This window comes from Streptomyces sp. NPDC007929, from assembly GCF_042959065.1.
Taxonomy (GTDB): domain Bacteria; phylum Actinomycetota; class Actinomycetes; order Streptomycetales; family Streptomycetaceae; genus Streptomyces.
Genome location: NZ_JBIBKD010000007.1, coordinates 312,074 through 335,683 on the forward strand (window position 1 = coordinate 312,074; position 23,610 = coordinate 335,683).

At 71.5% G+C, this 23,610-nt stretch carries 22 protein-coding genes; 14 read left to right on the forward strand and 8 right to left on the reverse strand.

What is annotated here, in order from left to right; all coding sequences use genetic code 11:
- Nucleotides 1-76: 76 nt before the first annotated feature.
- The 4 genes from ACFZDE_RS24795 to ACFZDE_RS24810 all read left to right on the forward strand — a co-directional run bounded on the left by ACFZDE_RS24795 (nt 77) and on the right by ACFZDE_RS24810 (nt 4,570).
- Nucleotides 77-922 carry a Tat pathway signal sequence domain protein gene (locus ACFZDE_RS24795; protein ID WP_391203106.1) on the forward strand — a complete coding sequence of 282 codons (846 nt, stop codon included), beginning with the start codon at nt 77-79 and terminating at the stop codon, nt 920-922.
- A 91-nt stretch (nt 923-1,013) separates the two neighbouring features.
- Nucleotides 1,014-2,330, forward strand: a complete 1,317-nt coding sequence (locus tag ACFZDE_RS24800; protein ID WP_391203109.1) for a copper amine oxidase — start codon at nt 1,014-1,016, stop codon at nt 2,328-2,330.
- Nucleotides 2,331-2,402: 72 nt separating this feature from the next.
- Nucleotides 2,403-3,674 (forward strand): SAV2148 family HEPN domain-containing protein, encoded by a 1,272-nt coding sequence (locus tag ACFZDE_RS24805; RefSeq protein ID WP_391203693.1) that lies wholly within the window; start codon nt 2,403-2,405, stop codon nt 3,672-3,674.
- A gap of 173 nt (nt 3,675-3,847) precedes the next feature.
- On the forward strand, nt 3,848-4,570 hold the full coding sequence (locus tag ACFZDE_RS24810; RefSeq protein WP_391203111.1) for an exonuclease domain-containing protein: 723 nt from the start codon (nt 3,848-3,850) through the stop codon (nt 4,568-4,570).
- Nucleotides 4,571-4,595: 25 nt separating this feature from the next.
- On the opposite strand, the gene ACFZDE_RS24815 is transcribed toward ACFZDE_RS24810, so the two are convergent.
- Nucleotides 4,596-5,459 carry a phosphotransferase gene (locus tag ACFZDE_RS24815; protein ID WP_391203114.1) on the reverse strand — a complete coding sequence of 288 codons (864 nt, stop codon included), beginning with the start codon at nt 5,457-5,459 and terminating at the stop codon, nt 4,596-4,598.
- A 159-nt stretch (nt 5,460-5,618) separates the two neighbouring features.
- Between ACFZDE_RS24815 and ACFZDE_RS24820 the strand changes: the two genes are divergently transcribed.
- The 4 genes from ACFZDE_RS24820 (at nt 5,619) to mgt (ending at nt 9,970) form a co-directional block, all read left to right on the forward strand.
- Entirely contained in the window at nt 5,619-6,572 is a 954-nt protein-coding gene (locus ACFZDE_RS24820) for an ABC transporter permease subunit (protein ID WP_391203117.1), read from the forward strand.
- Complete coding sequence (locus ACFZDE_RS24825; RefSeq protein ID WP_391203120.1) at nt 6,569-7,402, forward strand: ABC transporter permease subunit; 834 nt, start codon at nt 6,569-6,571, stop codon at nt 7,400-7,402. The genes ACFZDE_RS24820 and ACFZDE_RS24825 overlap by 4 nt, the downstream gene beginning before the upstream one ends.
- Nucleotides 7,402-8,676, forward strand: coding sequence for an extracellular solute-binding protein (locus ACFZDE_RS24830; protein WP_391203123.1), 1,275 nt, complete (start codon nt 7,402-7,404; stop codon nt 8,674-8,676). Before ACFZDE_RS24825 ends, ACFZDE_RS24830 begins: the two co-directional genes overlap by 1 nt.
- Nucleotides 8,677-8,767: 91 nt before the next feature.
- On the forward strand, nt 8,768-9,970 hold the full coding sequence (gene mgt / locus ACFZDE_RS24835) for a macrolide-inactivating glycosyltransferase (protein ID WP_391203126.1): 1,203 nt from the start codon (nt 8,768-8,770) through the stop codon (nt 9,968-9,970).
- Nucleotides 9,971-9,995: 25 nt separating this feature from the next.
- Here the strand turns inward: mgt and ACFZDE_RS24840 are convergent, their stop codons facing one another.
- A complete protein-coding gene (locus ACFZDE_RS24840) occupies nt 9,996-10,946 on the reverse strand; it encodes a M43 family zinc metalloprotease (protein WP_390994084.1) in 951 nt (316 codons plus the stop codon).
- A gap of 203 nt (nt 10,947-11,149) precedes the next feature.
- Between ACFZDE_RS24840 and ACFZDE_RS24845 the strand changes: the two genes are divergently transcribed.
- From ACFZDE_RS24845 to ACFZDE_RS24855, 3 genes are all read left to right on the forward strand, one after another.
- Complete coding sequence (locus tag ACFZDE_RS24845) at nt 11,150-11,467, forward strand: hypothetical protein (RefSeq protein WP_390994083.1); 318 nt, start codon at nt 11,150-11,152, stop codon at nt 11,465-11,467.
- 169 nt (nt 11,468-11,636) lie between these two features.
- Nucleotides 11,637-12,029 carry a hypothetical protein gene (locus ACFZDE_RS24850; RefSeq protein WP_391203129.1) on the forward strand — a complete coding sequence of 131 codons (393 nt, stop codon included), beginning with the start codon at nt 11,637-11,639 and terminating at the stop codon, nt 12,027-12,029.
- Nucleotides 12,026-13,891 carry a caspase family protein gene (locus ACFZDE_RS24855; RefSeq protein WP_391203132.1) on the forward strand — a complete coding sequence of 622 codons (1,866 nt, stop codon included), beginning with the start codon at nt 12,026-12,028 and terminating at the stop codon, nt 13,889-13,891. Before ACFZDE_RS24850 ends, ACFZDE_RS24855 begins: the two co-directional genes overlap by 4 nt.
- A 44-nt stretch (nt 13,892-13,935) precedes the next feature.
- Here the strand turns inward: ACFZDE_RS24855 and ACFZDE_RS24860 are convergent, their stop codons facing one another.
- Nucleotides 13,936-16,188, reverse strand: coding sequence for an MMPL family transporter (locus tag ACFZDE_RS24860; RefSeq protein WP_391203135.1), 2,253 nt, complete (start codon nt 16,186-16,188; stop codon nt 13,936-13,938).
- A 341-nt stretch (nt 16,189-16,529) separates the two neighbouring features.
- On the opposite strand from ACFZDE_RS24860, the gene ACFZDE_RS24865 reads away from it, so the two are divergent.
- The 3 genes from ACFZDE_RS24865 to ACFZDE_RS24875 all read left to right on the forward strand — a co-directional run bounded on the left by ACFZDE_RS24865 (nt 16,530) and on the right by ACFZDE_RS24875 (nt 18,453).
- Complete coding sequence (locus ACFZDE_RS24865) at nt 16,530-17,078, forward strand: DUF1697 domain-containing protein (protein WP_391203138.1); 549 nt, start codon at nt 16,530-16,532, stop codon at nt 17,076-17,078.
- On the forward strand, nt 17,071-17,445 hold the full coding sequence (locus tag ACFZDE_RS24870; protein ID WP_390994078.1) for a DUF4440 domain-containing protein: 375 nt from the start codon (nt 17,071-17,073) through the stop codon (nt 17,443-17,445). Before ACFZDE_RS24865 ends, ACFZDE_RS24870 begins: the two co-directional genes overlap by 8 nt.
- 180 nt (nt 17,446-17,625) lie before the next feature.
- Entirely contained in the window at nt 17,626-18,453 is an 828-nt protein-coding gene (locus ACFZDE_RS24875; RefSeq protein ID WP_391203141.1) for a GvpL/GvpF family gas vesicle protein, read from the forward strand.
- A 4-nt stretch (nt 18,454-18,457) separates the two neighbouring features.
- Here the strand turns inward: ACFZDE_RS24875 and ACFZDE_RS24880 are convergent, their stop codons facing one another.
- The 5 genes from ACFZDE_RS24880 to ACFZDE_RS24900 all read right to left on the reverse strand — a co-directional run bounded on the left by ACFZDE_RS24880 (nt 18,458) and on the right by ACFZDE_RS24900 (nt 23,610).
- Complete coding sequence (locus ACFZDE_RS24880; protein WP_391203144.1) at nt 18,458-19,198, reverse strand: CbiX/SirB N-terminal domain-containing protein; 741 nt, start codon at nt 19,196-19,198, stop codon at nt 18,458-18,460.
- Nucleotides 19,199-19,203: 5 nt separating this feature from the next.
- On the reverse strand, nt 19,204-20,100 hold the full coding sequence (locus ACFZDE_RS24885; RefSeq protein WP_391203147.1) for an ABC transporter permease subunit: 897 nt from the start codon (nt 20,098-20,100) through the stop codon (nt 19,204-19,206).
- The gene (locus tag ACFZDE_RS24890; RefSeq protein ID WP_390994931.1) at nt 20,087-20,875 is read right to left on the reverse strand and encodes an ATP-binding cassette domain-containing protein; all 789 of its coding nucleotides are present in this window, start codon (nt 20,873-20,875) and stop codon (nt 20,087-20,089) included. The genes ACFZDE_RS24885 and ACFZDE_RS24890 overlap by 14 nt, the downstream gene beginning before the upstream one ends.
- Nucleotides 20,876-20,921: 46 nt before the next feature.
- Nucleotides 20,922-22,025 carry an aliphatic sulfonate ABC transporter substrate-binding protein gene (locus ACFZDE_RS24895; protein WP_391203150.1) on the reverse strand — a complete coding sequence of 368 codons (1,104 nt, stop codon included), beginning with the start codon at nt 22,023-22,025 and terminating at the stop codon, nt 20,922-20,924.
- Nucleotides 22,026-22,275: 250 nt separating this feature from the next.
- The gene (locus ACFZDE_RS24900) at nt 22,276-23,610 is read right to left on the reverse strand and encodes a GTP-binding protein (RefSeq protein WP_391203153.1); all 1,335 of its coding nucleotides are present in this window, start codon (nt 23,608-23,610) and stop codon (nt 22,276-22,278) included.

A 23,610-nucleotide genomic window follows, 5' to 3' on the forward strand; every position in this document is an offset into this window, starting at 1 on the left:
GACCAGTGCATACGCGGTATGCCGAATAAATGGGGCAGACACATACTCCCGGGGCTTGGGGGAGTAGGGGGACTACGTGCGCGACACAGTCCGCCGCCATCTGGGGAAGATGGTGGCCGGTACGGCCATCGCGGTGGCCGGGACCGCCGTGATGGTGGCGGTGACCCTGCCGGGCACCGCCGGGGCGGACGACACCGGGGCCCGGGCGGGCCGCTCCGCTCAGCAGGAGGGTGGCGCCGCGGGGGCGGGCGCCGCGGGGAAGGGCGCCGGGGGCGCGGGCGGCCGGGCCGTGTCGCCGGGCGTCGTGGAGGCGCCCCCCGCCGAGGGCCGCAAGGGCCAGGGCCGCGACCCGCTGACCGACGACGAGCTGAGGCGGGTCGAGAAGATCGCCCTCAGCAAGCAGCTCCTCCGCGGCGGCGAGAGCGTCGACGGGGACCGCGGCCCGCAGCGGCTCGGCGTCGACCTCGCCGAACCCGAGGCCGACGAGGCCGGCCGGCCGGACGCGCCCCGGCGCGCCGACGTGACGTTCTACGACTACCGGGACGACACCCTCGTCACCCGGACCGTCGATCTCGGCACCGGCAAGGTGGTGCACAGCGACACCCAGCGCGGCGTCCAGCCGCCGCTGAGCCGCGCCGAGAAGGCCGAGGCGGCCGCCCTGCTGATCGCCGACCCGCTGGGCTCGGATCTGAAGGCCGACTACCGGGACGCCACCGGCAAGGCGCTCACCTCACCGGACCAGCTCCAGCTCAGCGGCGCCGTCTACCGCGCCGCGCCGGGCGCCCAGCCCGCCGTGCTCGACCGGTGCGGGGAGCACCGCTGCGTCCGGCTGTTCCCGAAGATCAAGAACGGCCCGTGGGTCGACGCCCGGTCGCTGGTGATCGACCTGAGCGCCCGCGACGTGGCCCGGCTCGACCGCTGAGCCGGCCCCTCGCTCATCGGCCCTCCTGGCTCATCGGCCCTCCTGGGTCACCCGTCCACCTCGCTCCTCCTCGTCAGGGAGTCATCTCGTCATGCGCGTGAACAGCAGTACCAAGGTCCGCACCCGGGCCGCCGTGGGCCTGACCGTGGCCGCGCTGGCCGCGGGCGCCACGGCCGGCGCGGGCCCGGCCACCGCCGAGCCCCAGGCCGCCCCCGCCGCGGCCGCCGACTGCAGCACCGCCTACCGGATCGAGCAGAAGCTCTCCACCGGCACCACCTGGCGGATGTGCTGGCGCTACGACGGCAAGGCCGGACTCGTGCTGGAGAACATCTCCTACCGGCCCAAGGGCGAAGCCAAACCGATCAAGGTCCTCAACAGTGCCCGCCTCGGTCAGATCCACGTCCCCTACGACGACGGCAACATCGAGTACGACGACCTCACCGGCTTCGACTTCGCCCAGGGCCTGATGAACCTGGCGCCGGGCGAGTGCCCCGGCGGCACCATCAAGACGGTCAAGGTCCCGGACTCCTGGAACGAGAACCCGAACGTCAAGGGCCTGTGCACCACCACCCGCTCCCGCGGCCACGCCTACCGCATGCAGGGCGACACCGGGAACAAGGTGTTCCAGACCCAGGGCAAGGACCTCCTCGTCTACACGGTCAACCAGGTCGGCTGGTACGAGTACATGACCGAGTGGCGCTTCCAGGACGACGGCACCATCACCATGAACGTCGGCGCCACCGGCAGCCTCTCCTGGGACGACTACGACGCCGGTGACGGCCGCGGCTGGCCCATCGGCAAGGGCGCGAGGGCCAAGGCCACCAGCCACAGCCACAACGCCTTCTGGCGGCTCGACTTCGCCCTGGACGGCTCCACCAGGAACAAGGTGGAGCAGTACGACTCCACCGTCACCGCGCCCACCCGCGGTCAGCGCGCCCCCACCACCAAGACCACCCGCAAGAAGGTCACCAAGGAACTGGCTGGAGACAGCAAGTCCTACCGCTGGTGGCGGATGGTCAGCGCGACCGGCAAGAACAAGGACGGACACCCGCGCTCCTACGAGATCGTCCCCGGGCCCACGACCAGGTACCCGGGCCGCAGCTACACCAAGCACGACCTGTACGTCACGCAGTACAACAAGTGCGAGCTGTTCGCCAGCCACAACCCCGGCAACTGCGGGGCCGGAGCCGGGAAATCCGTCGACAAGTGGGTGAACGGCCAGACCCTGACCCACCCGGTCGTCTGGACGAACATCGGCTTCCACCACATCGCCCGGGACGAGGACCAGCAGCCCATGCCCGTCCACTGGCAGGGCTTCTCCATCGTCCCGCGCGACGTCACGGCTATGAATCCGCTCACTCCGGCCGAGCTCGGGTGGCAGAACGGCCAGTGGCGGCCCCGGAGTTGAGAACGACCCTGCCCATCCGGCTGCACCGCCGACCGCTCCCGGAGTACCCTTCCTTGATCGTTGACAAGGGGAGTGCTCGGGGGAGCGGAAGGCGGTGCGCGGGTGGGCTCGGGAGGGCTGGAGCTGCCCCCTGGTGACGAGGGTCACGAGGGGAACTCCACTGACGTCCCGACCGGTGCCGTGTCCCTGGCGCGGCCGATGGACGCGACGGGCTCGATCGGCCCGGAGCTGGACTGGGACGCCGACGCCTGGCGCGAGGTGCGCACCCGCGCCCAGCGGGCCGGTCGCGCCTACATCTGGCTGAACCTCGTCGAGCAGCGGCTGCGCGCGGTCGTCGCCGCCGTGCTGCGGCCCGTCTACGAACCCGTGCACGGCGAGGACTGGGTGGTGGCCGCGGCCGGGCCGGCCGGCCAGGAGTGGGTGCAGCGCGCGGTCGCGGTCCGCGAGGTCAGCCGCCGCAAGGGCTATCTGCTAGACCCGGCCGACGACAACGTGCTCTCCTTCCTCACCCTGCCGCAGCTGCGCGAGCTGATGGTGCAGCACTGGCCCTGCTTCGAGCCGTACTTCGACGACCGCCGGGACGTCGAGCTCGCCCTGGACGAGCTGGAGGTCACCCGGAACGTCGTCTCCCGCAACCGGGCCCTGTCCGAGGCCGTGCTGAACCAGGCCGAGCGGGCCTCGGCCCGGCTGCTGGAGATGCTCGGCGCGGGCGGTGACGTGCCCTCCGCGCGCAGGCTGCCCGTCGACGCCGTCGAGGACCTGGTCGGTGACCGGTACGCCGACGTGGTCGCCGTCCACCCGGACCGGGTGCGGCTGATGCGGCAGTTCCCGGCCGAGGACATCTTCGGCGGCGCCCGCCGTCTGGACGCCATCGGCATCGGCCTCAACCTGCTGGTGCAGAACTTCTCCGGCCGTCGTCTGGTGCGGCTGGCCGAGTCCGGCTGCCGGGTGCGGCTGCTGTTCCTCAACCCGGCCTCCAGCGCGGTCAAGCGCCGCGAGCGGGAGCTGGGCATCAAGCGCGGTGAGCTCAGCCGGGCCGTGGAGATGAACATCCTGCACATGCGCCGGGTGCGGGCCCGGCTGCGCGACCCGGGTGCCTTCGAGATCCAGGTCTTCGACGAGACGCCCCGCTTCACGGCGTATCTGGTGGACGGCGACGGCGCGGACGGCATCGCGGTCGTGCAGAGCTATCTGCGCCGCACCCGGGGCATGGAGGCACCGGTGTTCGTGCTGCGCAACGGCAGCAAGGTGGTCAAGTCGGGCGAGACGGATGAAAGCGGCCTGTTCCCTACGTACCGCGAGGAGTTCGAGGTGATGTGGGCGGATTCGCGGCCGGTGTCCTGAACGGGGCCCGGGTGCGCGGTGGTTCCGCGGCCCGTCGACGGGCCCGAGCCGAGCGTCGACGGGTCCGGGCGGAGTGCCGGCGGGGCTGAGCGGAGCGCGGTCCTTCGATTGTCAGTGGTGCGTGGGAAGGTGGAGACCACTGGGGGAACGCACCACAAGAAGGGGGACCGCCCATGGGCTGGCACCGGGAGCTGCTGGTCGGCTTCGACCTGGAGACGACGGGCACGGATCCGCGCGAGGCGCGCATCGTCACGGGGGCCGTGATCGAGGTCAGGGGCGGGGAGCCGATCGGGCGCCGGGAGTGGCTGGCCGACCCGGGGGTGCCGATCCCCGAGGACGCCGTGGCGGTGCACGGCATCAGCAACGAGCGCGCGGCGGCCGAGGGCAGACCGGCCGACCAGGTGGCGGACGCCCTGGCCGACGTCCTCACCTCCTACTGGAAGACGGGCGTGCCGGTCGTCGCCTACAACGCGACCTTCGACCTCACCCTGCTCTCCGCCGAACTGCGGCGGCACGCACTGCCGTCCCTGCGCGACCGGCTGGGCGGTGTGGACCCGGCGCCGGTCATCGACCCCTACACCATCGACCGCTGGGTCGACCGCTACCGCCGCGGCAAACGCAACCTCGAAGCGGTCTGCGCCGAGTACGGCGTCGTCCTCGACACCGCCCACGACGCCCTGGCCGACGCCCTGGCCGCGGCCCGCCTGGCCGGAGCGATAGCCGACCGCCACCCCAAGATCGCCATGCTCGGCCCGGCGGCCCTGCACCACCGCCAGATCGAGTGGTACGCGCAGTGGGCGGCGGACTTCCAGAGCTTCCTGCGCGGCAAGGGCGACCCGACCGCCTTGGTCGACGGTGCGTGGCCCCTGCGGGAGTTGGCGGACGAACCCGTCTGAGACGGCCCCGGCCGGTGTCCGGCGGTCAGAAGGGGTACCAGCGCACCGTCTCGTCCCCGTCCCTCAAGGACCGCACCCGCCGCTCGAACTCGGCCCGTGCCTTCGGGTTGCTCGGCGCGTGCTGCGCCACCCACGCGCAACTGGCCGTCTCCCGGGCGCCGCGCAGCACCCCGCAGCCGTCCCACGCGCGGACGTCCCAGCCGTAGGTCTCCGTGAACGAGGCGTACGCCTCGTCCGGCATTCCGTACCGGTCGTGGGAGAGCGCCATCACCACGAGATCGTGCTCGCGCAGATCCGCGGACACCGTCTCCAGATCCACCAGCACGGGTCCGTCGGGTTCGACCTGCACATTGCGGGGCAGCGCGTCGCCGTGGATGGGCCCCGGCGGCAGGTGCGGCGTGAGCGCGGCGGCCCGCGCGGCGAACCCGTCCCGCCGCTCGCGCAGATAGGCCGCGTCCGCGGGATCGATCGCGTCCCCCGCGAGCCGCAGCCACCGCTCCACCCCGCCCAGCAGATCGCGGGCCGGGAGTTCGAAGGGAGGCAGGGGCGTGGCATGCACGACCCGCAGCAGTTCGGCCAAGTCCCGCGGCTCGGCGGGCCGCACGGCGTCCGGCAGCCGATGCCACACCGTCACCGGATGCCCGTCGACCAGCAGCGCCTTCGGCTCCGCCGCGCGCACCGCCGGCACGCCCGCCTCGGCGAGCCACACCGCGATGTCCAGTTCGCGGCGGGCCCGCTCCAGGAGCTCGGCGTCCCGGCCGACCTTGACGACCAGGTCACCGGCGGCGAACACCGCGTTCTCGCCCAGGGCGAGCAACCGTGCCTGGCCGACCGTGCCGGGCAGCACCCCTGCCGCGGCCAGTACGTCCCGCGCCCGTGCCTCGTCCATCGTCCGCCTCCGTCACTCACGCCTCGACCGTCGGGTTCTGGCCATCCACCGGCCAGTGTCGCATCGGCACAGGTCGGGCGGCGTACGCGGTGCCTTGACGAGGCACCTGGCCTTCATGAGCATGACCAGGCCGGACGAGTGGGCGAAGGGGCTGATTTTGTGACGACGGTGACCGAGGCGTCCTCCCCTTCGCCGCCCACGGGACGGGCGGGCCGCAGACCTGGCAGGGGGCGGCCCCGGCACGGCGTCGACCACGGCGCGTGGTTCCTGGTGCTGCCCGCCCTGATCCCGATCCTCGTCCTCAGCGTCGGGCCGCTGCTGTACGGGATCCTGCTGGCCTTCACCGACGCCCAGTCGGGCCGCACCGCACCCACGCGGTGGATCGGCGCCCTCAACTTCCGGGACCTGCTGCACGACACGCTGTTCTGGGAGTCGTTCCGGATCGGGCTGGTGTGGGCGGTCGGCGTCACCGTGCCGCAGTTCCTCCTCGCGCTGGGTCTCGCCCTGCTGCTCAACCAGGACCTGCGGCTGCGCTGGCTCGCCAGGGCGCTGGCGATCATCCCGTGGGCCATGCCCGAGGTCGTCGTCGGCATCATGTGGCGGCTCGTCTACAACCCCGACGCGGGCATCCTCAACGAGACCCTGCGCGACATCGGCCTGGGCGGCGGCCGGGACTGGCTCAGCGGACTGGCGACCGCACTGCCCGCCGTGATCCTCGTCGGCGTCTGGGCGGGCATGCCCCAGACGACGGTGGCGCTGCTCGCCGGGCTGCAGAACACCCCGCGCGAACTGCACGAGGCGGCGGCGGTCGACGGAGCCGGTGCCTGGCGCCGCTTCCGCACGGTCACCTGGCCCGCCCTGAAACCCATCGCCCTCGCCGTCACCGCCCTCAATCTCATCTGGAACTTCAACTCCTTCGCCCTGGTCTATGTGCTGACCAGCGGCGGCCCCGGCGGCCGGACCCGGCTGCCGATGCTCTTCGCCTACGAAGAGGCCTTCCGCTACGGGCAGTTCGGCTACGCGGCGGCGATGGGCTGCGTGCTGGTGGCCGTCATCTCCATCGCCCTGGCCGTCTTCCTCGCCGGCCGGCTCAAGGGAGGTGACGACGCGTGAGGACCAGCACACCGGCCCGCGCGGGTCAGTACGCCGCGCTGCTCGCCTACCTCGTCTTCCTCGCCTTCCCGTTCCTCTGGCTGGTCTCCACCGCGTTCAAGCCGCCGCGCGAGCTGGGCAGCCTGCACCCGACCTGGATCCCGAAGGACCCCACCCTCGCCAACTTCCGGCAGGCCTTCGGCGAACAGCCGCTGCTGCACGCCGCCCTCAAATCCCTGCTCGCGGCCCTCGCGGCAGCGGTCCTCGCCGTGCTGATCGCGACACCGATGGCCTACGTCGTCGCCCGCCGCCGCACCCGGCTCGCGAAGGCCGTGACCGGCTGGGTGGTGGTCAGCCAGGCCTTCCCGTTCGTCCTGCTGATCATCCCGCTGTTCCTCGTGCTGAAGCACCTCCGGCTGATCAACTCCGTGCCGGGGCTGGTGCTGGTGTACGTGGTGTGGGCGCTGCCCTTCGCCCTGTGGATGCTCGCCGGATACGTACGGGCCGTGCCGCCCGAGCTGGAGGAGGCCGCGGCGGTCGACGGGGCGGGCCGGGTGCGGACGCTGGTGTCGGTGACCGCGCCACTGCTCGCGCCGGGCATCGTGGCGACCGCGCTGTTCGCGTTCATCACCGCCTGGAACGAGTTCTTCTTCGCGCTGGTGCTGCTCAAGACCCCGGAGAAACAGACGCTTCCGGTGATCCTCACCCACTTCATCGGCGCCGAGGGCGTCGCCGACCTCGGCCCGCTCGCGGCGGCGGCGTTCCTCGCGACCCTGCCGTCGCTGGTCGTCTTCGCGCTCATCCAGCGGCGGATCACGGGCGGCATGCTCACCGGGGCGGTGAAGAGCTGATGCGCACCCGACTGCTCGCCCTGGTCCTCCTGCTGCTGCTCGCGGGCTGCTCCTCCGGCGGCACCCGCGACGACGGCCGGATCACCCTGCGCTTCCAGTCCCTGGCCTGGCAGGAGGAGTCCGTCGAGGCCGGCAAGGACCTGGTGGCGGAGTGGAACGCCATGCACCCGGACGTCCGGGTCGAGTACGTCCAGGGCTCCTGGGACAGCGTCCACGACCAGCTCCTCACCGCCTTCGAGGGCGGCGAGGCGCCCGACATCATCCATGACGCCTCCGACGACCTCGCGGACTTCGCCTACGGCGGTCACCTCGCCGACCTCACCGGCCTGCTGCCCGCGAGGCTGAAGTCGGACATCCCGCGGCGCAGTTGGCAGACCACGACCTTCGGGGACGGCGTCTACGGCGTGCCGTTCCTCCAGGAACCCCGCGTGCTCATCGCCAACGCGACCTGGCTCAGGAAGTCCGGCGTACGGATCCCGACCCCCGGCGAGCCCTGGAGCTGGGCCGAGTTCCGGCGGATCACCGAACGTCTCGGCGGCCGGGGGAAGTACGGCGTGGCCTGGCCACTGAAGGAACCCGTCTCCGCCACGCTCAACCTCTCCCTGTCGGCGGGCGGGCAGCTCTTCCACCGGGGTGCGGACGGCAAGGTCACGGTGCGGTTCGAAGAGGGAGACCAGGTGGTTCCGCGCACGATCCACGCCCAGACGAACACCGACCGCAGCGCCTCGCCCACGACCCTGGGCAGCGGCGGTTCCGACACCCTGCCCGGCTTCTTCGCGGGCCGGTACGCGATGGTCCCGCTGGGCTTCTCCTACCGTCAGCAGATCGTCCAGCAGGCCCCGGAGGGCTTCGACTGGCAGGTGCTGCCCGCCCCGGCGGGGTCCGGCGGACTCACCCAGGGCGTCAGCCCGCAGACCCTCTCCATCGCCGAGGACTGCCCGCACAAGAAGGAGGCGGCGGAGTTCCTCGACTTCCTCCTCAGACCGCCGAACATGGTCCGTCTCGCCCTCGGCGACTGGATGCTGCCCACCGGTACCGAGGCGCTCGAAGACCCCGCCCTGCACCGGACGAAGGACGGCTGGGCCACCGGCACGGCCCTCGCCGGGCACCTGAGACCGGCACCGGCCCAGTCCGTGCGGGGCTACCCCGAGTGGAAGGACAAGGTCGCCACCCCGGCGCTCCAGGAGTACTACAGCGGAGCGATCGGCATCGACGAACTGGGCCGGCGGCTGGAGGAGGACGGCAACCTGGTGCTGGCGCGCTACCAGCGCTGACGTTCAGCGGCTGCCGGCCCCGGCGCCAACGGCTGCCCGCTTCGACGTTCAGATGTTGCACGAGACGTCTCGTCTCGCGTAGGGTCGGCGCATGACCAGTCGCGCCCATGTCGCCATGTTCTCCATCGCCGCCCACGGACACGTGAACCCCAGCCTGGAGGTGATCCGCGAACTCGTGGCACGAGGCCACCGGGTGACCTACGCGATCCCGCCCGTCTTCGCGGACAAGGTCGCGGACACCGGCGCCGAGGTGAAGCCCTGGAACTCCACGCTGCCCTCGCCCGACGACGACCCGGAGGCGTGGGGGAGCACCCTGCTCGACCACGTGGAGCCGTTCCTCGCCGACGCCGTCCAGGCCCTTCCACAGCTGATCGAGGCCTACGAGGGCGACGAGCCGGACCTCGTGCTGCACGACATCGCCTCCTACCCGGGCCGGGTCCTCGCCCACCGCTGGGGCGTCCCCGCGATCTCCCTCTCGCCGGCCATGGTCGCCTGGGAGGGGTACGAGGAGGAGGTCGCCCGGCCCATGTGGGAGGAGCCGAAGAAGACCGAACGGGGCCGCGCCTACTTCGCCCGTTTCCAGACCTGGCTGGAGGAGAACGGCATCACACAGCACCCCGACGACTTCGGGGGCCGGCCCGACCGCTCGATCGTCCTGATCCCCAAGGCGCTCCAGCCGAACGCGGACCGTGTGGACGAGCGCGTGTACTCCTTCGTCGGCGCCTGCCAGGGCGACCGCACCGCCGAGGGCGAGTGGCAGCGCCCGGCCGCCGCCGAGAAGGTCGTGCTGGTGTCCCTCGGCTCGGCCTTCACCAAGCAGCCCGACTTCTACCGGGAGTGCGTCAAGGCGTTCGGCGACCTGCCGGGCTGGCACCTGGTGCTCTCGGTCGGCAAGCACGTCGACCCGGCCGAGTTCGCGGACGTCCCGGCCAGTGTCGAGGTGCACTCCTGGGTGCCGCAGCCGGCGATCCTGAAGCAGGCCGACCTGTTCGTCACGCACGCCGGCGCCGGCGGCAGCCAGGAGGGCCTGGCCACCGCGACGCCGATGATCGCCGTACCGCAGGCCGTGGACCAGTTCGGCAACGCGGAGATGCTCCAGGGCCTGGGCGTCGCCCGCGTGGTCGCCACGGAGGAGGCGACCGCCGAGACCCTGCGGAAGGCGGCACTCGCCCTGGCCGGGGACCCGGAGGTGGCCCAGCGCCTGAAGGAACTCCAGGCGCAGACGGCCCAGGAGGGCGGCACCGGGCGGGCGGCCGACCTCATCGAGGCCGAACTGGCCGCCGCCCGGCGGTAGGACGCCGAGCCGCGTCAGGTCGTCGTCACACCGAGACGGCCTGGCGGGTCAGGGTCAGACGGGCGTTGTCGAGCGTGGCGTCCATGCGCGCCGACTGGCCCTTGGTGAACATGAACATCGCGGCGTCGTCGGTGTAGTCCATGTAGTTCATGAACATGTCGCCGTCCGGGCCGTTGCTGCACGTCACATGGGGGAAGGCGGGCGAACCGGTGTTGGCGCCGCCCTGGTTGGGGGTGTCCGCCACGAAGTCGCTGCCGCTGCACCCCTCGTCGTCGTCGCCCCAGATGTGCCGCAGGTTCAGCCAGTGCCCGATCTCGTGCACGGCGGTACGGCCACCGTCGAACGGCGCCCTGGCGGTGCCCGTGGTCCCGAGGGCGGTGTGGGTGACGACCACGCCGTCCGTGGAGGCCGCGCCGCCCGGGAACTGCGCGTATCCCAGCAGTCCGCGGCGCAACTGGCAGACCCAGAGGTTCAGGTAGATGTCCGCGGGCCAGGCGTCCTGGCCGCCGCTCAGGCTGAACTTGACCAGGTCGTCGGTGTCCCAGTCGTCGACCGCGCTCTCGGTGCGGGTGATGCCGTCCGTGGGGCGGCCCAGCGGGTCGGTCCGGGCGAGGTGGAACTGCAGGCGCGCGTCGGCCACCAGGTCCTGCCAGACCGCGGGCACCTTGCTCACGTCCGGGTTGCTCGCGCGGAAGTCCTGGTTGAGGACGTCGATCTGACTGTGGATCTGGGCGTCGCTCACGTTCTGCTCGGGGCTGCTGTGCACGACGTGCACGACGACCGGGACGTCGATCAGGCCCTGCCGGGCGGTGACCTGGTCCATCGACTCGTAGGCGAACGCGGTGTTCTCGATCAGGGCCCGGTTCTCGGCGTACTCCGGGTTCAGGGTGAGGAGTCTGCGGTGGACCTCCATGGCGCCGCACCAGCGGCTGTATTCGGGCGAGGTGGCGCGAAGGAATGCCTGCGCATCGGACATGGCTTGCCCCCGGGGGGAGCTGGGGTGTGCCGCACGGGCGGCGGCTGCGGAAGTGCGCGTATGACACGCGCCGCGAGGGCCGGGCGACGCCGGGCGGAGCGGTCGGTTGCCCGTTCCCTCCGAACCCATACACTGATAATTCTAGTCACTTCGGTATCAGAGCGGCAATGCGTGTGAACTCGGATGAATGGGGTGGCCGGATCATGCGAGAGCCCCCGCCGGGCCTGTTCCGGTCGTGGTTCCACTCCTATGAGGAGGACCACGAGGACGTCCGGGTCTACCGGCCGGACGACTTCCCCTTCCCGCCCGCGCGTGGGCGCCGCGGCATGGAGTTCGCGCCCGACGGCGGCTTCGTCGACCATCCGCTGGGCGGCGGTGACGCCCCCGGAGCGGTGCCCGGCCGCTGGCGGCTCGTGTCGGACCGTCACCTCGCGCTCTCCTTCGGCGGCGCCCGCCCGGACCGGGAGCTGGAGATCGTGCGCTGCGACGAGCGGGTGCTCCAGGTGCGGCGGCTGGTGTAGGGCCCGATCGCGTACTTGGGGCCAGCGCAAGTTGAACGAACAACCTTACGGTTGATCCGTCAACTTCACTGTGTCCCAGATGACTTGCCACACCGCTCTGAGCAGCGGAAACTGAGAATACGGACCCTGTGAATGCGGAAACCGACAGCGCGACCACGGGGGTGACCCGGTGGAGAACGAACTGCACATCCTCCTCACCGAGGAGGACGCGGAAGCAGAACACGTCGCGGAGCTGACCGCCCACCTGCGCGAGGAACTGCTCGATCTCGACGTGGACGACGTCATCCCGCTCCCCGGTGGCCCGGCCCCGCCCGGCACGCGGGCCGTGGACGTCACCCAGATCGGCGCCCTGCTGGTGACCCTGGGCAGCTCGGCGACCGCCCTGAACCAGGTGGTGACCGTGATCCGTTCGTGGCTGGGCCGCCGCCAGGACACCCACCCCTCCCTGCACCTGCGGATGGGCGACGACGTCCTGGAGGTGTCCGAGGCGACCGACGAACAGGTCACCGAGGCGTTCAAGCTCTTCGTCGAGCGCCATTCCAGGGCCGGAGCCGCGCCATGACGGATTCCAGACACGCGCTGATCATCGCCAACGACCGCTACACCGACCAGGGGCTCAAGAAGCTCAGGGCACCCGCCGAGGACGCCGCCGCCCTCGAACGGGTGCTGCACGACCCGCAGATCGGCGACTTCGAGGTGGAGATCGTGCACAACGCCTCCGCCGACGTCATGCGCAGACGCATCCAGGGCTTCTTCAAGGACCGCCGCCGCGCCGACACACTCCTGCTGCACTTCTCCTGCCACGGCCTCAAGAGCGAGTCCGGCGAGCTGTACTTCGCCGCGAGCGACACCGAGCCCACGCTGCTCGCCGCCACGGCCGTGCCCTCCCAGTTCGTCCGCGGGTGCATGTCCGGCACCCGGGCGGGCCGCAGCGTCCTGTTCCTCGACTGCTGCTACGGCGGCGCCTTCTCCCGTGGCTCGGCCTCGGTGCGCGCCGCGGGAGAGGTCAACGTCCTCGAGTCGTTCGCGAAGGACGAGCCGGCCGGTGGACGGGGCTGGGCCGTCATCACCGCGTCCGACTCCATGGAGTACTCCTTCGAGGGCGACGAACTCGCCGAGAACTCCGCGCCGCGGCCCTCGCTGTTCACGCACGCGGTGGTCGAGGGCCTGGAGACCGGCGAGGCCGACCTCGACGCGGACGGCAACGTCTCCCTCGACGAACTGTACGAGTACGTCTACCAGCACGTCCGGGAGCAGAACCCCCACCAGACACCGAAGAAGGCGGCGGAGCTGCAAGGGGAGCTGCATCTGGCACACAGCAGGCGCGGCGGCATCAAGATCGTCGCCGTCGACTCGCCACCCCATGTGCGGGCGGCCCTGAACAGCGAGGAGTTCCTGACCCGGCAGGGCGCCGTCACGGAGTTGTGCCATCGGCTGCGGCGTCCCGAGCTGCCCGTGGCGGAAGGCGCGCGTCAGCACCTGGCGGAGGTCACCCGCAACGAGGTCCAGCCGCTCGCCGACCAGGCGGCGAACGCCTTGAGCGAGATCCGCCTGGCCCCGTCACCGGACCGTCTGGACTTCGGCCGGATACCGAGGGGCTCGACCTCTCCCCAGCGGTCCGTGACCATGCAGGGCCCGCCGCTGGCGAGGCACTGCGTGGCTCAGGCCACACAGCCGTGGCTGCGGGTCGATCCGACCCGCGGCGGTCTGGAGGTCCAGGTCGACACGACCGCCACGGGGCACCTCTCCGGCGACATCGCGCTGAAGGGCGTGGCCGACGAGTCCGTGATCCACGTCGAGGCGGAGGTGGCCCCGGCGGACGGCACCCCGGAACCCGAACCGCACCGCTCGAACGACTCCACGACGCCCGGGCCCCGGCAGGAGGACAAGCGGCCCACGGTGCTCATCGATCCCTCGCGCATCCCGACCAGGCCGACGGAGCCGCCGAGCACCACGGATCCGACCAGGACCACGGATCCGACCAGGACCACGGATCCGACCAAAACCACGGAAACGGCGAAGGAAACGCGGGGGAAACCCCCGCCCCGGCGCGCTCCCGCCCTCGCCGGTGTCGCCCTCGCCCTCGCCGTCACCGCGCTCGCCATGCTCTTCATGACCATCCAGCGGGGAGCGGTGGCCATCGCGGCACGGGCGGACGCGGGGGTGAACGGCAATGTCGAGGACAACATCCGCGAGTACGGGGCGCTCACACCGCTCATCGTGTGTCTGATCACCGGTGCCGGGGCGCTGGTCGTCGGCGCGTTCGCCCGGCACGACCTGGGCGCGCGGCGGGAGCGGTACACGGAGCAGGCGGCGGGCGGTACGCAGACGCTGACCTCGGTGGCGAAGGGGCTGGCGATCCCCGCGCTGGCCCTGGCCGTCCTCGCGGGCATCGCCTACCTGGTGGGCAGCGCGCACTGGTGACCGGCCCACGCCACCGCGGAGATCAGACGGAGATCAGACGGAGGTCAGACCCTGAGGGGCTCGCCCTCGTCGTCCCGCTCCGCCGGGGCGGCGACCGCCCGCGGCGTCTCGTCGTGCGTGAGGTCCGGCAGCCGGTGCAGCCACTTCGGCAGATACCAGTTGCGCTCACCGAGCAGCGCCATCACGGCCGGCAGGAGCACACCGCGGATGATCGTCGCGTCGATGAGCACCGCCGCCGCGAGGCCGACACCCATCTGCTTCATGGACTGCATGGACAGCGTCCCGAAGATCGCGAACACCGCGACCATGATGACCGCGGCACTGGTGACCACCCCGGCCGTGGTGACCACGCCGTGCCGGATCGCGTCCTTCGTCGCCAGGCCCCGCAGCCGCGCCTCGCGGATCCGGGAGACGACGAACACGTGGTAGTCCATCGACAGGCCGAACAGGATCACGAAGAGGAACAGCGGCAGCCAGGTGATGATCGCGCCGACACCCTCCGCGCCCACCAGGGAAGCGCCCCAGCCGTGCTGGAAGACCGCGACGAGGATGCCGTACGCGGCACCCACCGACAGCAGGTTCAGCACGATCGACGTGACCGCGATGGTCAGCGAACGGAACGACAGCAGCATCAGGACGAAGGCGAACACCACGACGAACGCGAACACCGGGACGACCGCGCCCGCCAGCTGGTCGTTGAAGTCCTTCGACCCGGCCACCTGCCCGGTGATGGGCGCCTCCACCCCGTCGACCTTGCCCAGCGTGGCCGGACGCACCTCGTCCCGCAGCAGGTCCAGGCTCGCGCCCGCCCTGTCCTGGTCGGAGCCGCCCACGAGCGGGACGTAGACGAAGGCGACGTTCTGCGCGTCGTGCAGCTTGATCTCCACCGGGCCCCGCGAGGCCCCCGAACTGATCGCCCGGTCACGGAAGTCGGCGAGCGCGGACTTCACCTCCGGCGCGTTGATGTCGTGCGCCTTGACGATCACCTCGGCCGGCTCGGAACCGCCCGGGAAGGCGTCGTTGAGCCGGTTGTACGTCTGCACGATGGGCAGCGAGTCGCCGAACTCCTGGTCCAGGGTGAGCTGTTGCGTCTTCATGCCGAGCGCGGGAGCCGAGATGGCCAGCAGCGCACCGGCCGCCACGACGACGGCGAGAACCGGCTTGGCCAGCACACGCCGCAGCACGGCCGTCCAGAACCGGCTGTCCTGGGTGCCGCCGCTCCGCTTGCGCCGCCGCAGGAACGGCAGACGGCCCTTCTCGACGCGCTCGCCCAGCAGCGACAGCAGCGCGGGCAGCACCGTCACGGACCCCACCATGGCCACGGCCACCACCATCAGCGAGGCCAGGCCCATCGCCTCGAACTCGGCGAGCCCCGTGAACAGCATGCCCGCCATCGCCACGCACACCGTGACACCCGAGACCACGATCGCCCGGCCACTGGTCGCGGCGGCGATCCGCAGGGCCGTCCGCGCGTCCCGCCCGGCCTCGCGCTCCTCGCGCTCGCGGCGCAGGTAGAACAGGCAGTAGTCGACCCCGACCGCCATGCCGACCAGCAGCATCACGGAGTTGGCGGTGTCGCTCATCGGCATCACATGGCTGACGACGCCCATCAGGCCCATCGTCGCCATGATGGCGGTGAGGGCCAGCATCACCGGCAGCAGCGCGGCGACCAGCGCGCCGAACGCGATCAGCAGGATGCCGAAGGCCACCGGCACCGCGGAGTACTCGGCCTTCTTGAAGTCGTCGCCGAACGCGTCGGCGAACGTCTTCATCATGCTGGCGCCGCCGATCTCCTCGATCCGCAGCGCTCCGTGATCGCGCTGGACGCCCTCGACGGCCTCCAGCACCGGCTCGACCCGCTCGCCGGCGGTGTCCGAATCGCCGCGCATGTCGAACTGCACCAGCGCGCTGCGCCCGTCCTTCGAGATCGTCTTCGTGTCGTACGGCGAGGTCACATCGGTGACCCGGCCGGTCCCCTCGACGGCGCGGACGACCGCGTCGACGGCGTCCCGGAACTCCGGGTCCGTCGCCTTCAGGTCACCGCCCCTGGCCTGGATCAGCACGGTCTCACCGGCCGGCTCGTCGATGCCGGCGTCCTCGACGATCCGCGTGGCGGTGTGCGTCTCGCCCTTCAGCTGGTCGCTCTCGTTGACGTCGACCCGGCCCGCGGCCGAACCGAGCCCCATCGCCAGGACCACGAACAGCACCCAGATGCCGACGGCAGCCCATCGGTGCTGGGCGCTCCAGCCGCCGGCCCGGGCGGCCAGGCCCCGCACCCGTATGTCTCCGTTCCCCATGACGGGCTTGCCCCCTCGTGATGCGGCGACGGCCCCCTGCCGCCCCCTTTCGCTTTCGAAGGTAGGGGCCGGATAAGGCCATCTCGTCGTGCTGCCCGGTGACGTGGGGGAGCCGGAACTCATCCCGACGGAGCGAGCCCCCTCCCCACTGGGGAGGACCCGCACCGACCGTGGTCCCTTACACCTATCGCGGGACATGTCCGGCTCCCCGGGTGTGTGGATCCTGGGCAGACGGTTGTGCCCCACAACGACCGGTGAGTAATTTACGGGCCCGGGCAGCTGCCCGGAGCGGCCGTCGTGCCCACCCCCACGGGGCACGACGGCCCGCTTATCGTGAGCGGATGACGACGACATACGCGGCCCTGCTGCGCGGCATCAACGTGGGCGGCAGCAGAAAACTCCCCATGGCCGATCTGCGCACGCTCCTGGCGGACCTCGGCCTCGACGACGTCCGCACATATCTGCAGAGCGGCCAGGCCGTGTTCGCCTCCGGTCACGGCGACGCGGAGTCGCTGGCCGGTGACATCGCCCGGGCGATCGAGAAGCGCTTCGGTTTCGGCGTCGACGTGATCGTGCGCGACCACGCCTATCTGCGGGCGATCGCCGACGCCTGCCCGTTCCCGGCCGCCGACCTGGAGCCCAAGCAGCTCCATGTCACCTACTTCTCCGCCCCCGTCACCCCCGACCGCTTCGCGGAGATCGACCAGGAGGCCTGTCTCCCCGAGGAGTTCCGCCTCGGCGACCGGGCCCTGTACCTGTACGCCCCGGACGGCCTCGGCCGCTCCAAGCTGGCCGAACGCCTTTCGAAACCGCGCATCACCAAGGGCGTGATCGCCACCACCCGCAACTGGAACACGGTCGTCAAGCTCGTGGAGATGACAGGTGCCTGACCACAACGCGGCCGTCGAGTCCGCGATGGAGGGCGAACTCGCCCTGCTCACCCCCAAGGTCCGCCGCTCGCCCGACCGGGTCGGGGCGCTGCTGCACCCCGACTTCCACGAGTTCGGCGCCTCCGGCCGGCACTGGAGCCGGGCCGCCATCATCGCCTCCCTGGCCGCGACCACCGAGACCGACGCCCGGCCCGTCGCCGTCTTCGCCCTCCGGGGCGTCCAGCTCGCCCCCGACCTGGTCCACCTCACCTACGACACCGAGTACGACGGCAGCCGCGCACACCGCAGTTCGCTGTGGCGGCGCACGGAGGGCCGCTGGCTGCTCTGGTTCCACCAGGCGACCCCGTTCACCGAACGGGCGACGTGACACCGGGCCCCGCGGGCAGGGCGGGCACGACGACGTGCCGGCCCTGCCCGCGGGGCCGGGCCGACCCGTCGGTCGCCGCCGTGAACGACTCCGCCGTCCGCTGCGTACCTACTCGCGGACGGCACGAGAACGGAGTCTCGCGAGAGGAATCGCAACGGCCACCGACAGGAGCCCGCAGTCATGAGCGACACGAACCCCGTCTACGCCTACGCGGTCCTGCGCCGCACCCCCGAGGCCGCCGCGGCCGCGGCCCCTCTGCGCGGTGTCGCCGGGGAGCCGATCCACCTGCTCGACCCGGCGGTCACAGGCCCGCCGCTCGCCTTCGCCGTCGGCCACGTCCCGCCCGCCGACTACGACGACGCTCCCCTCCAGGCCCACCTCGACGACCTGGACTGGCTGGAAGCCACCGTCCGCACCCACCACGCCGTGGTCGCCGCCCTGGTGGCCTCCGGTGCCGCCGTGCTGCCGCTGCGCCTGGCCACCGTCTACCCCGACGAGGACACCGCCCGGCACGCCCTGGACACCCGCCGCGGCTACTTCCTCTCCCTGCTCGACCGCCTCACCGGCCACGTCGAACTCGGCGTCAAGATCTACGCCGCCCCCGACATCACCCCGCCCGGAACCGACCCGGAATCCGCGCACGAACCCGCCCCCGGCCTCGGGATGGGCCGTGCCTACCAGGTGATCCGCCGCCGCAGACAGCGCAGGAACGAAGAGGCCTGGCGTACGGTCGCCCAAGCCGCAGCCCGCCTCACCGCGACGGCCCAGACCCTCGCCGTCGACCGCGTCACCCACACCCCCGAACGCGGCAGCCTGGCGGGCACCGCCCCCGGCACCAACATCGGCAACGACGCCTACCTCGTCCCGAAGGACCGGGTCACCGCCTTCCGCACGGGCATCCTCACCGCCGCCCGGGGCGTCCCCGGTCTGCGCGTGGAGATCACCGGCCCGTGGGCCCCGTACTCCTTCGCCCTCCAGCCGGAACCGCACGAGGAGGCGGCGGCGTGACGCGTCAGGCGCTCACGGCCGCCCGCCACGGCAGCCGGGCCGCCTCGTACCGCTGGAGCACCACCCGCGCCACCTCCGGCGCCGGGCCCAGCACATCCGCCAGGACGTCCGCCCCGGTCGCGCCCCGGGCGATGCGGTCCGGGAGGAAGCCGGGGGCCAGGACGTACGGGGAGACGGCGACCCGGGCGCAGCCGAGCGCGCGCAGTTCGCGCACGGCGTCCTCGGTGCGGGGCAGGGATGCGGAGGCGAACGCAGGCCGCACGGCGCACCAACCGGTGTGCCGCCACTCCCGCGCGATTTCTGCGATCACTGCGATCGCCTCCGGGTCGGTGGACCCCGCCGAGGCCAGGACGACCCCGGTCGAGGACTTGTCGGCGGGGCTCAGGCCCGCCTCGTACAGGCGCCGCTCCAGCGCCGTCAGGAGCAGGGGGGAGGGGCCCAGGACGTCCGCCTGGTGGATGCGCAGCTGCGGGGGCGCGTCCGCGAGCACCGCGGGGATGTCCGCCTTGGCGTGGAACGCCCGGGTCAGCAGCAGGGGCAGAGCGACGACGTCACGCACCCCCTGCACCGCCAGGGACTCCAGCACGCCCTGCACCGAGGGGACGTTGAAGTCCAGGAAGCCCGTCTCCACCCGTACGTCGGGGCGCGTGGCGCGCACCCTGCGCACCAGGGCGTGCACCGTCGCGGCATGGCGCGGGTCGCGGCTGCCGTGGGCGATGACGAGGAGGACGGGCTTGTTCGTCATGGGACTCAGCTCTTCACCAGCAGGCCGCGGCTGCGCAGCACCCACCGCTCCAGCGGGCTGAAGATCAGCAGGTCGATGGCGATGCCGACGATCAGGATGAGCAGGATCGCCTCGAACACCATGGCCATGTCGCTGGCGTTGCGGCCGTTCTCCAGCAACTGTCCGAGGCCGACGCCGAGATCGGGGAAGGACGCGATGATCTCGGCGGCCATCAGGGAACGCCAGGAGAAGGCCCAGCCCTGCTTCAGACCCGCCACATAGCCGGGCAGGGCGGCGGGCAGGACGATGTGCCAGGTGCCCTTCAGGCCCGTGGCGCCGAGCGTGCGGCCCGCGCGCAGGAACAGCGGGGGCACCTGGTCGACGCCGGAGACCAGGCCGTTGGCGATGGACGGGACCGCGCCGAGCAGGATCACCGCGTACATCATCGAGTTGTTCAGGCCCAGCCAGATCACCGCGGGCGGCACCCAGGCGACCGACGGCAGGGACTGCAGGCCCGACAGGATCGGGCCGATCGCCGCGCGGACGAACTTCACCCGGGCCACGATCAGGCCCAGCGGCGTGCCGATCAGCAGGGCGAAGCAGAAGCCGAGCAGGCCGCGCGAGACGCTGGTCCAGATGTAGCCGAGCAGCTCGCCCTGGAGCCATGCCGTGTGCACGACGTCCCACACCGCGGACGGCGCGGGCAGCTTGGTCGGGTCGTCGACGATCTTGAACGAGACGAGCGCCTGCCAGACCGCCAGCACCAGCGCGACGGCGAGGACGGGCGGCAGGATCTTCTGGGTGAAGGTCTGCCGGAACGGGGTCCGGCTCGTCTGCCGCGTCTCCAGCGCGTCGAGGCCCGCCTCCAGCCCGGCGAGATCGTTGCCGTCCTTGGCGACGGTCGTCGAATCAGTGCTGGCCATGGCGGCGGATCTCCCCACGCAGTTCTTCGGTGATCTCGACGGACAGTTCCGCCACGGCGGTGTCCTCGATACGGCGCGGGTGCGGGATGTCCACCCGCCACTCGCGGGCGATACGGCCCGGGCGGGACGACAGCAGCACCACGCGCTGCGCGAGCCGGACCGCCTCGCGCACGTTGTGCGTGACGAACAGGACGGACACCCGCGTCTCACGCCAGATGCGGGTCAGCTCGTCGTGCAGCACGTCCCGCGTGATGGCGTCCAGCGCCGCGAACGGCTCGTCCATCAGCAGCAGCTTGCTCTCCTGGGCGAGCGCCCGGGCCAGGGCGACACGCTGGCGCATCCCGCCCGACAGCTCGTGCACCCGCTTGCCGTACGCGCCCTTCAGCCGCACCAGTTCGAGCAGCTCCTCGGCGCGCTCCCGCCGCTCGGCCTTGGGAACGCCCCGCAGCTTCAGGGCGAGTTCGATGTTCTTGCCCGCGGTCAGCCACGGGAACAGCGCGTGCTCCTGGAACATCAGCGCCGGACGGCCGTCCGTGGCGATCTCGCCGGCGCTGGGGCGGTCCAGGCCCGCCACCAGGTTGAGCAGCGTCGACTTGCCGCAGCCCGAGGCCCCCAGGAGGGTGACGAACTCTCCCGGCCCGACATCGAGGGTGATGTCGTCCAGGACGAGCTGCTGTCCGGCGGGCCCCGGATACGACTTCGACACGTGGTCGATCCGGGCGGCGTGCGTGGCCGACTCGGTGCCGTCGGCGGCCCTGGCGAGGGTCGTGGCCATGGTCGTCACCTCCTGGGAACTCTTCATGCGGCTTCGGGATGCGGGCTTACTTCACGCCGAGACCGGCGTCGTCGACCGCGGGCTCGCCCTCGGCCTTGAGGACCTTGTTCAGCGGCGCGAGGTCGTAGATGCCGTTCAGATCCGGCTTCTGCAGCAGCCCCGCCTTCACCGCGTGCTCCGCCTCGGTGTCGAGGGTGGCGGCCAGCGGGTCGTCGGTGAAGCGGATCGACTTCCACGCCGGGTCCAGCACCTCGGCGGGCAGCGCCTTGCCGGAGTCCCGCTCCAGCTGCTTGTTCGCCGCTTCCTTCGCCGCGTCCGGGTTGGCGTTGATCCACTTGTTGGTCTCGATCGAGCCCTTGAGCACGGCCTCGACGACCTTCGGGTGCTCCTTCAGGAATTCCTGCCGCACGATGATGTTCGTGATCACGAACTTCTGGTCCGGCCACAGCGTCGACTCGTCGAGCAGCACCTTGCCGCCGTCGGCGACCAGCTTCGAGGCGGTCGGCTCCGGCACCCACGCGCCGTCGATCGACCCGGCCTTGTAGGCGCCCGGGGTGACCTTGTTGTCGCTGCGGACGACCGTGACATCGCCCTTGCCGCTCTGCGGGTCGACCTTCCAGCCCTGCTCCGCGGCCCAGTTGAGGAACGCCACGTCCTGGGTGTTGCCGAGCTGCGGGGTCGCGATCCGCTTGCCCTTGACGTCCTTCAGCGACTTGATCTTGTCGGGGTCGACCACGAGCTTCACGCCGCCGGACGCCGAACCGCCGATGATGCGCAGGTTCTTGCCGGCGGACTTGGTGTAGCCGTTGATCGCGGGGGAGGGGCCGATCCAGCCGATGTCGATCGAACCGGAGTTGAGCGCCTCGATCTCCGAGGGACCGGCGTTGAAGACGGCCGGTTCGGCCTTGGTGGCGCCGAGGGCCTTCTGGAAGAAGCCCTTCTGCATGCCCACCAGCGCGGTGCCATGGGTGAGGTTGCCGAAGTACCCGATCTTGACGGTGTCGAGACCGTCGATCTTCTTCGCCCCGGCGGCGACCTGGGCGGCACCGTCGTCCTTGGCCTCGGACCCGTAGCCGCAGGCGGCCAGGGTGAGCAGGGGGAGTGCGGCGACGACCGCGAAGCCGCGGCGCAGAGCGGATGATGCAGGCACGGGAGGTGGTCCTCTCGGAGGCCCGGCGGTCACGTCCGGTTCAGGTCGTGGCCGGGAGTTCGGCGGGTTTTCGTCTGTGGCGGTGGGGGGTGAGGGCGCGCGGGCAGTGCGCGTACGTCAGCGCACACATCGCGCCACTCCGCCCTGCCCTCCCCCAAACTCCGTTCGGGGGCACCCCCAGCCGAGAGCACCGCTGCCGACGCGGCCGCCCTCCTTGGCGAACATCGAGTAGAAGTCGGGGGACGTCATGTCAGAAGTCCCACCCGTCGTCCTCGGACTCGTCCTTGACCGGCTCGGGGGCCGCGAAGGACTCGCCGACCATGCCGGCGGTGAGGGTCTGGCCGTCGTTCGGGTCGATCAGGATGAACGAGCCGGTGCGCCGCGAGTCGGCGTAGGAGTCGACCGGCAGCGGCTCGGCGGTGCGGATCTTCACCCGGCCGATGTCGTTGGCGACGAGCTGTCCCGGGTGCGGGTGCAGGGACAGGTCGTCGAGCGTGAGGCGGGAGGGGATGTCCTTGACGATGGCCTTGACCGTGCGGGTGCCGTGCTTGAGCAGCACCCGGTGCCCGACCGTCAGCGGGGCGTCGGCGACATGGCAGACGGTCGCCTCGATGTCCTGCGTGGTCGCGGGCGCGTCCTTGCTCGGCACGATCAGGTCGCCGCGCGAGATGTCGATGTCGTCTTCCAGCAGGAGCGTCACCGACTGCGTCGTCCAGGCCACGTCCACCGGCTCGCCCAGCAGGTCGATGCCGGAGATCTTCGAGGCCCGGCCCGACGGCAGCACCGTGACGGACTCGCCCACGCGGAAGGAACCCGCCGCGATCTGACCGGCGTAACCCCGGTAGTCCGGGTGGTCCGGACCCTGCGGCCGGATCACGTACTGCACGGGCAGCCGGGCGTGGCAGTGGCTCAGGTCGTGCGCGACCGGGACCGTCTCCAGGTGCTCCAGCACGGTGGGGCCGCCGTACCAGTCCATGTTCGCGGAAGGCTCCACCACGTTGTCGCCGACGAGCGCCGAGATCGGGATCGCGGTCACCTCGGGCACGCCCAGCTCGGTCGCGTACGCCGTGAACTCCTCGGCGATGGCGGCGAACACCTTCTCCTCGTAACCGGCGAGGTCCATCTTGTTGACCGCGAGGACCACGTGCGGCACGCGCAGCAGGGCGGCGATGGCCGCGTGCCGGCGGGTCTGCTCGACCACGCCGTTGCGGGCGTCGACCAGGATCACCGTCAGCTCGGCCGTCGAGGCACCGGTGACCATGTTCCGCGTGTACTGCACATGGCCGGGGGTGTCGGCGAGGATGAACCGCCGCCGGGGCGTGGCGAAGTAGCGGTACGCCACGTCGATGGTGATGCCCTGCTCCCGCTCGGCCCGCAGGCCGTCGGTGAGCAGCGCGAGGTCCGGCGCCTCCTGGCCGCGGCTCGCGGAGACCCGCTCCACGGCCTCCAGCTGGTCGGTGAGGACCGACTTGGAGTCGTGCAGCAGCCTGCCCACCAGGGTGGACTTGCCGTCGTCGACGGAGCCGGCGGTGGCGAACCGCAGAAGGGTGGTCTCCGCGAGTTCCTCGGTGGTGATGGTGCTCAT

Bases quoted from the DNA above. Each gene is read 5' to 3' on its own strand.
- ACFZDE_RS24800 (WP_391203109.1), top strand. From the start codon at position 1,014: ATGCGCGTGAACAGCAGTACCAAGGTCCGCACCCGGGCCGCCGTGGGC.
- ACFZDE_RS24810 (WP_391203111.1), top strand. From the start codon at position 3,848: ATGGGCTGGCACCGGGAGCTGCTGGTCGGCTTCGACCTGGAGACGACG.
- ACFZDE_RS24815 (WP_391203114.1), bottom strand. From the start codon at position 5,459: ATGGACGAGGCACGGGCGCGGGACGTACTGGCCGCGGCAGGGGTGCTG.
- ACFZDE_RS24830 (WP_391203123.1), top strand. From the start codon at position 7,402: ATGCGCACCCGACTGCTCGCCCTGGTCCTCCTGCTGCTGCTCGCGGGC.
- mgt (WP_391203126.1), top strand. From the start codon at position 8,768: ATGACCAGTCGCGCCCATGTCGCCATGTTCTCCATCGCCGCCCACGGA.
- ACFZDE_RS24840 (WP_390994084.1), bottom strand. From the start codon at position 10,946: ATGTCCGATGCGCAGGCATTCCTTCGCGCCACCTCGCCCGAATACAGC.
- ACFZDE_RS24845 (WP_390994083.1), top strand. From the start codon at position 11,150: ATGCGAGAGCCCCCGCCGGGCCTGTTCCGGTCGTGGTTCCACTCCTAT.
- ACFZDE_RS24855 (WP_391203132.1), top strand. From the start codon at position 12,026: ATGACGGATTCCAGACACGCGCTGATCATCGCCAACGACCGCTACACC.
- ACFZDE_RS24860 (WP_391203135.1), bottom strand. From the start codon at position 16,188: ATGGGGAACGGAGACATACGGGTGCGGGGCCTGGCCGCCCGGGCCGGC.
- ACFZDE_RS24865 (WP_391203138.1), top strand. From the start codon at position 16,530: ATGACGACGACATACGCGGCCCTGCTGCGCGGCATCAACGTGGGCGGC.
- ACFZDE_RS24875 (WP_391203141.1), top strand. From the start codon at position 17,626: ATGAGCGACACGAACCCCGTCTACGCCTACGCGGTCCTGCGCCGCACC.
- ACFZDE_RS24880 (WP_391203144.1), bottom strand. From the start codon at position 19,198: ATGACGAACAAGCCCGTCCTCCTCGTCATCGCCCACGGCAGCCGCGAC.
- ACFZDE_RS24885 (WP_391203147.1), bottom strand. From the start codon at position 20,100: ATGGCCAGCACTGATTCGACGACCGTCGCCAAGGACGGCAACGATCTC.
- ACFZDE_RS24890 (WP_390994931.1), bottom strand. From the start codon at position 20,875: ATGGCCACGACCCTCGCCAGGGCCGCCGACGGCACCGAGTCGGCCACG.
- ACFZDE_RS24900 (WP_391203153.1), bottom strand. From the start codon at position 23,610: ATGAGCACCATCACCACCGAGGAACTCGCGGAGACCACCCTTCTGCGG.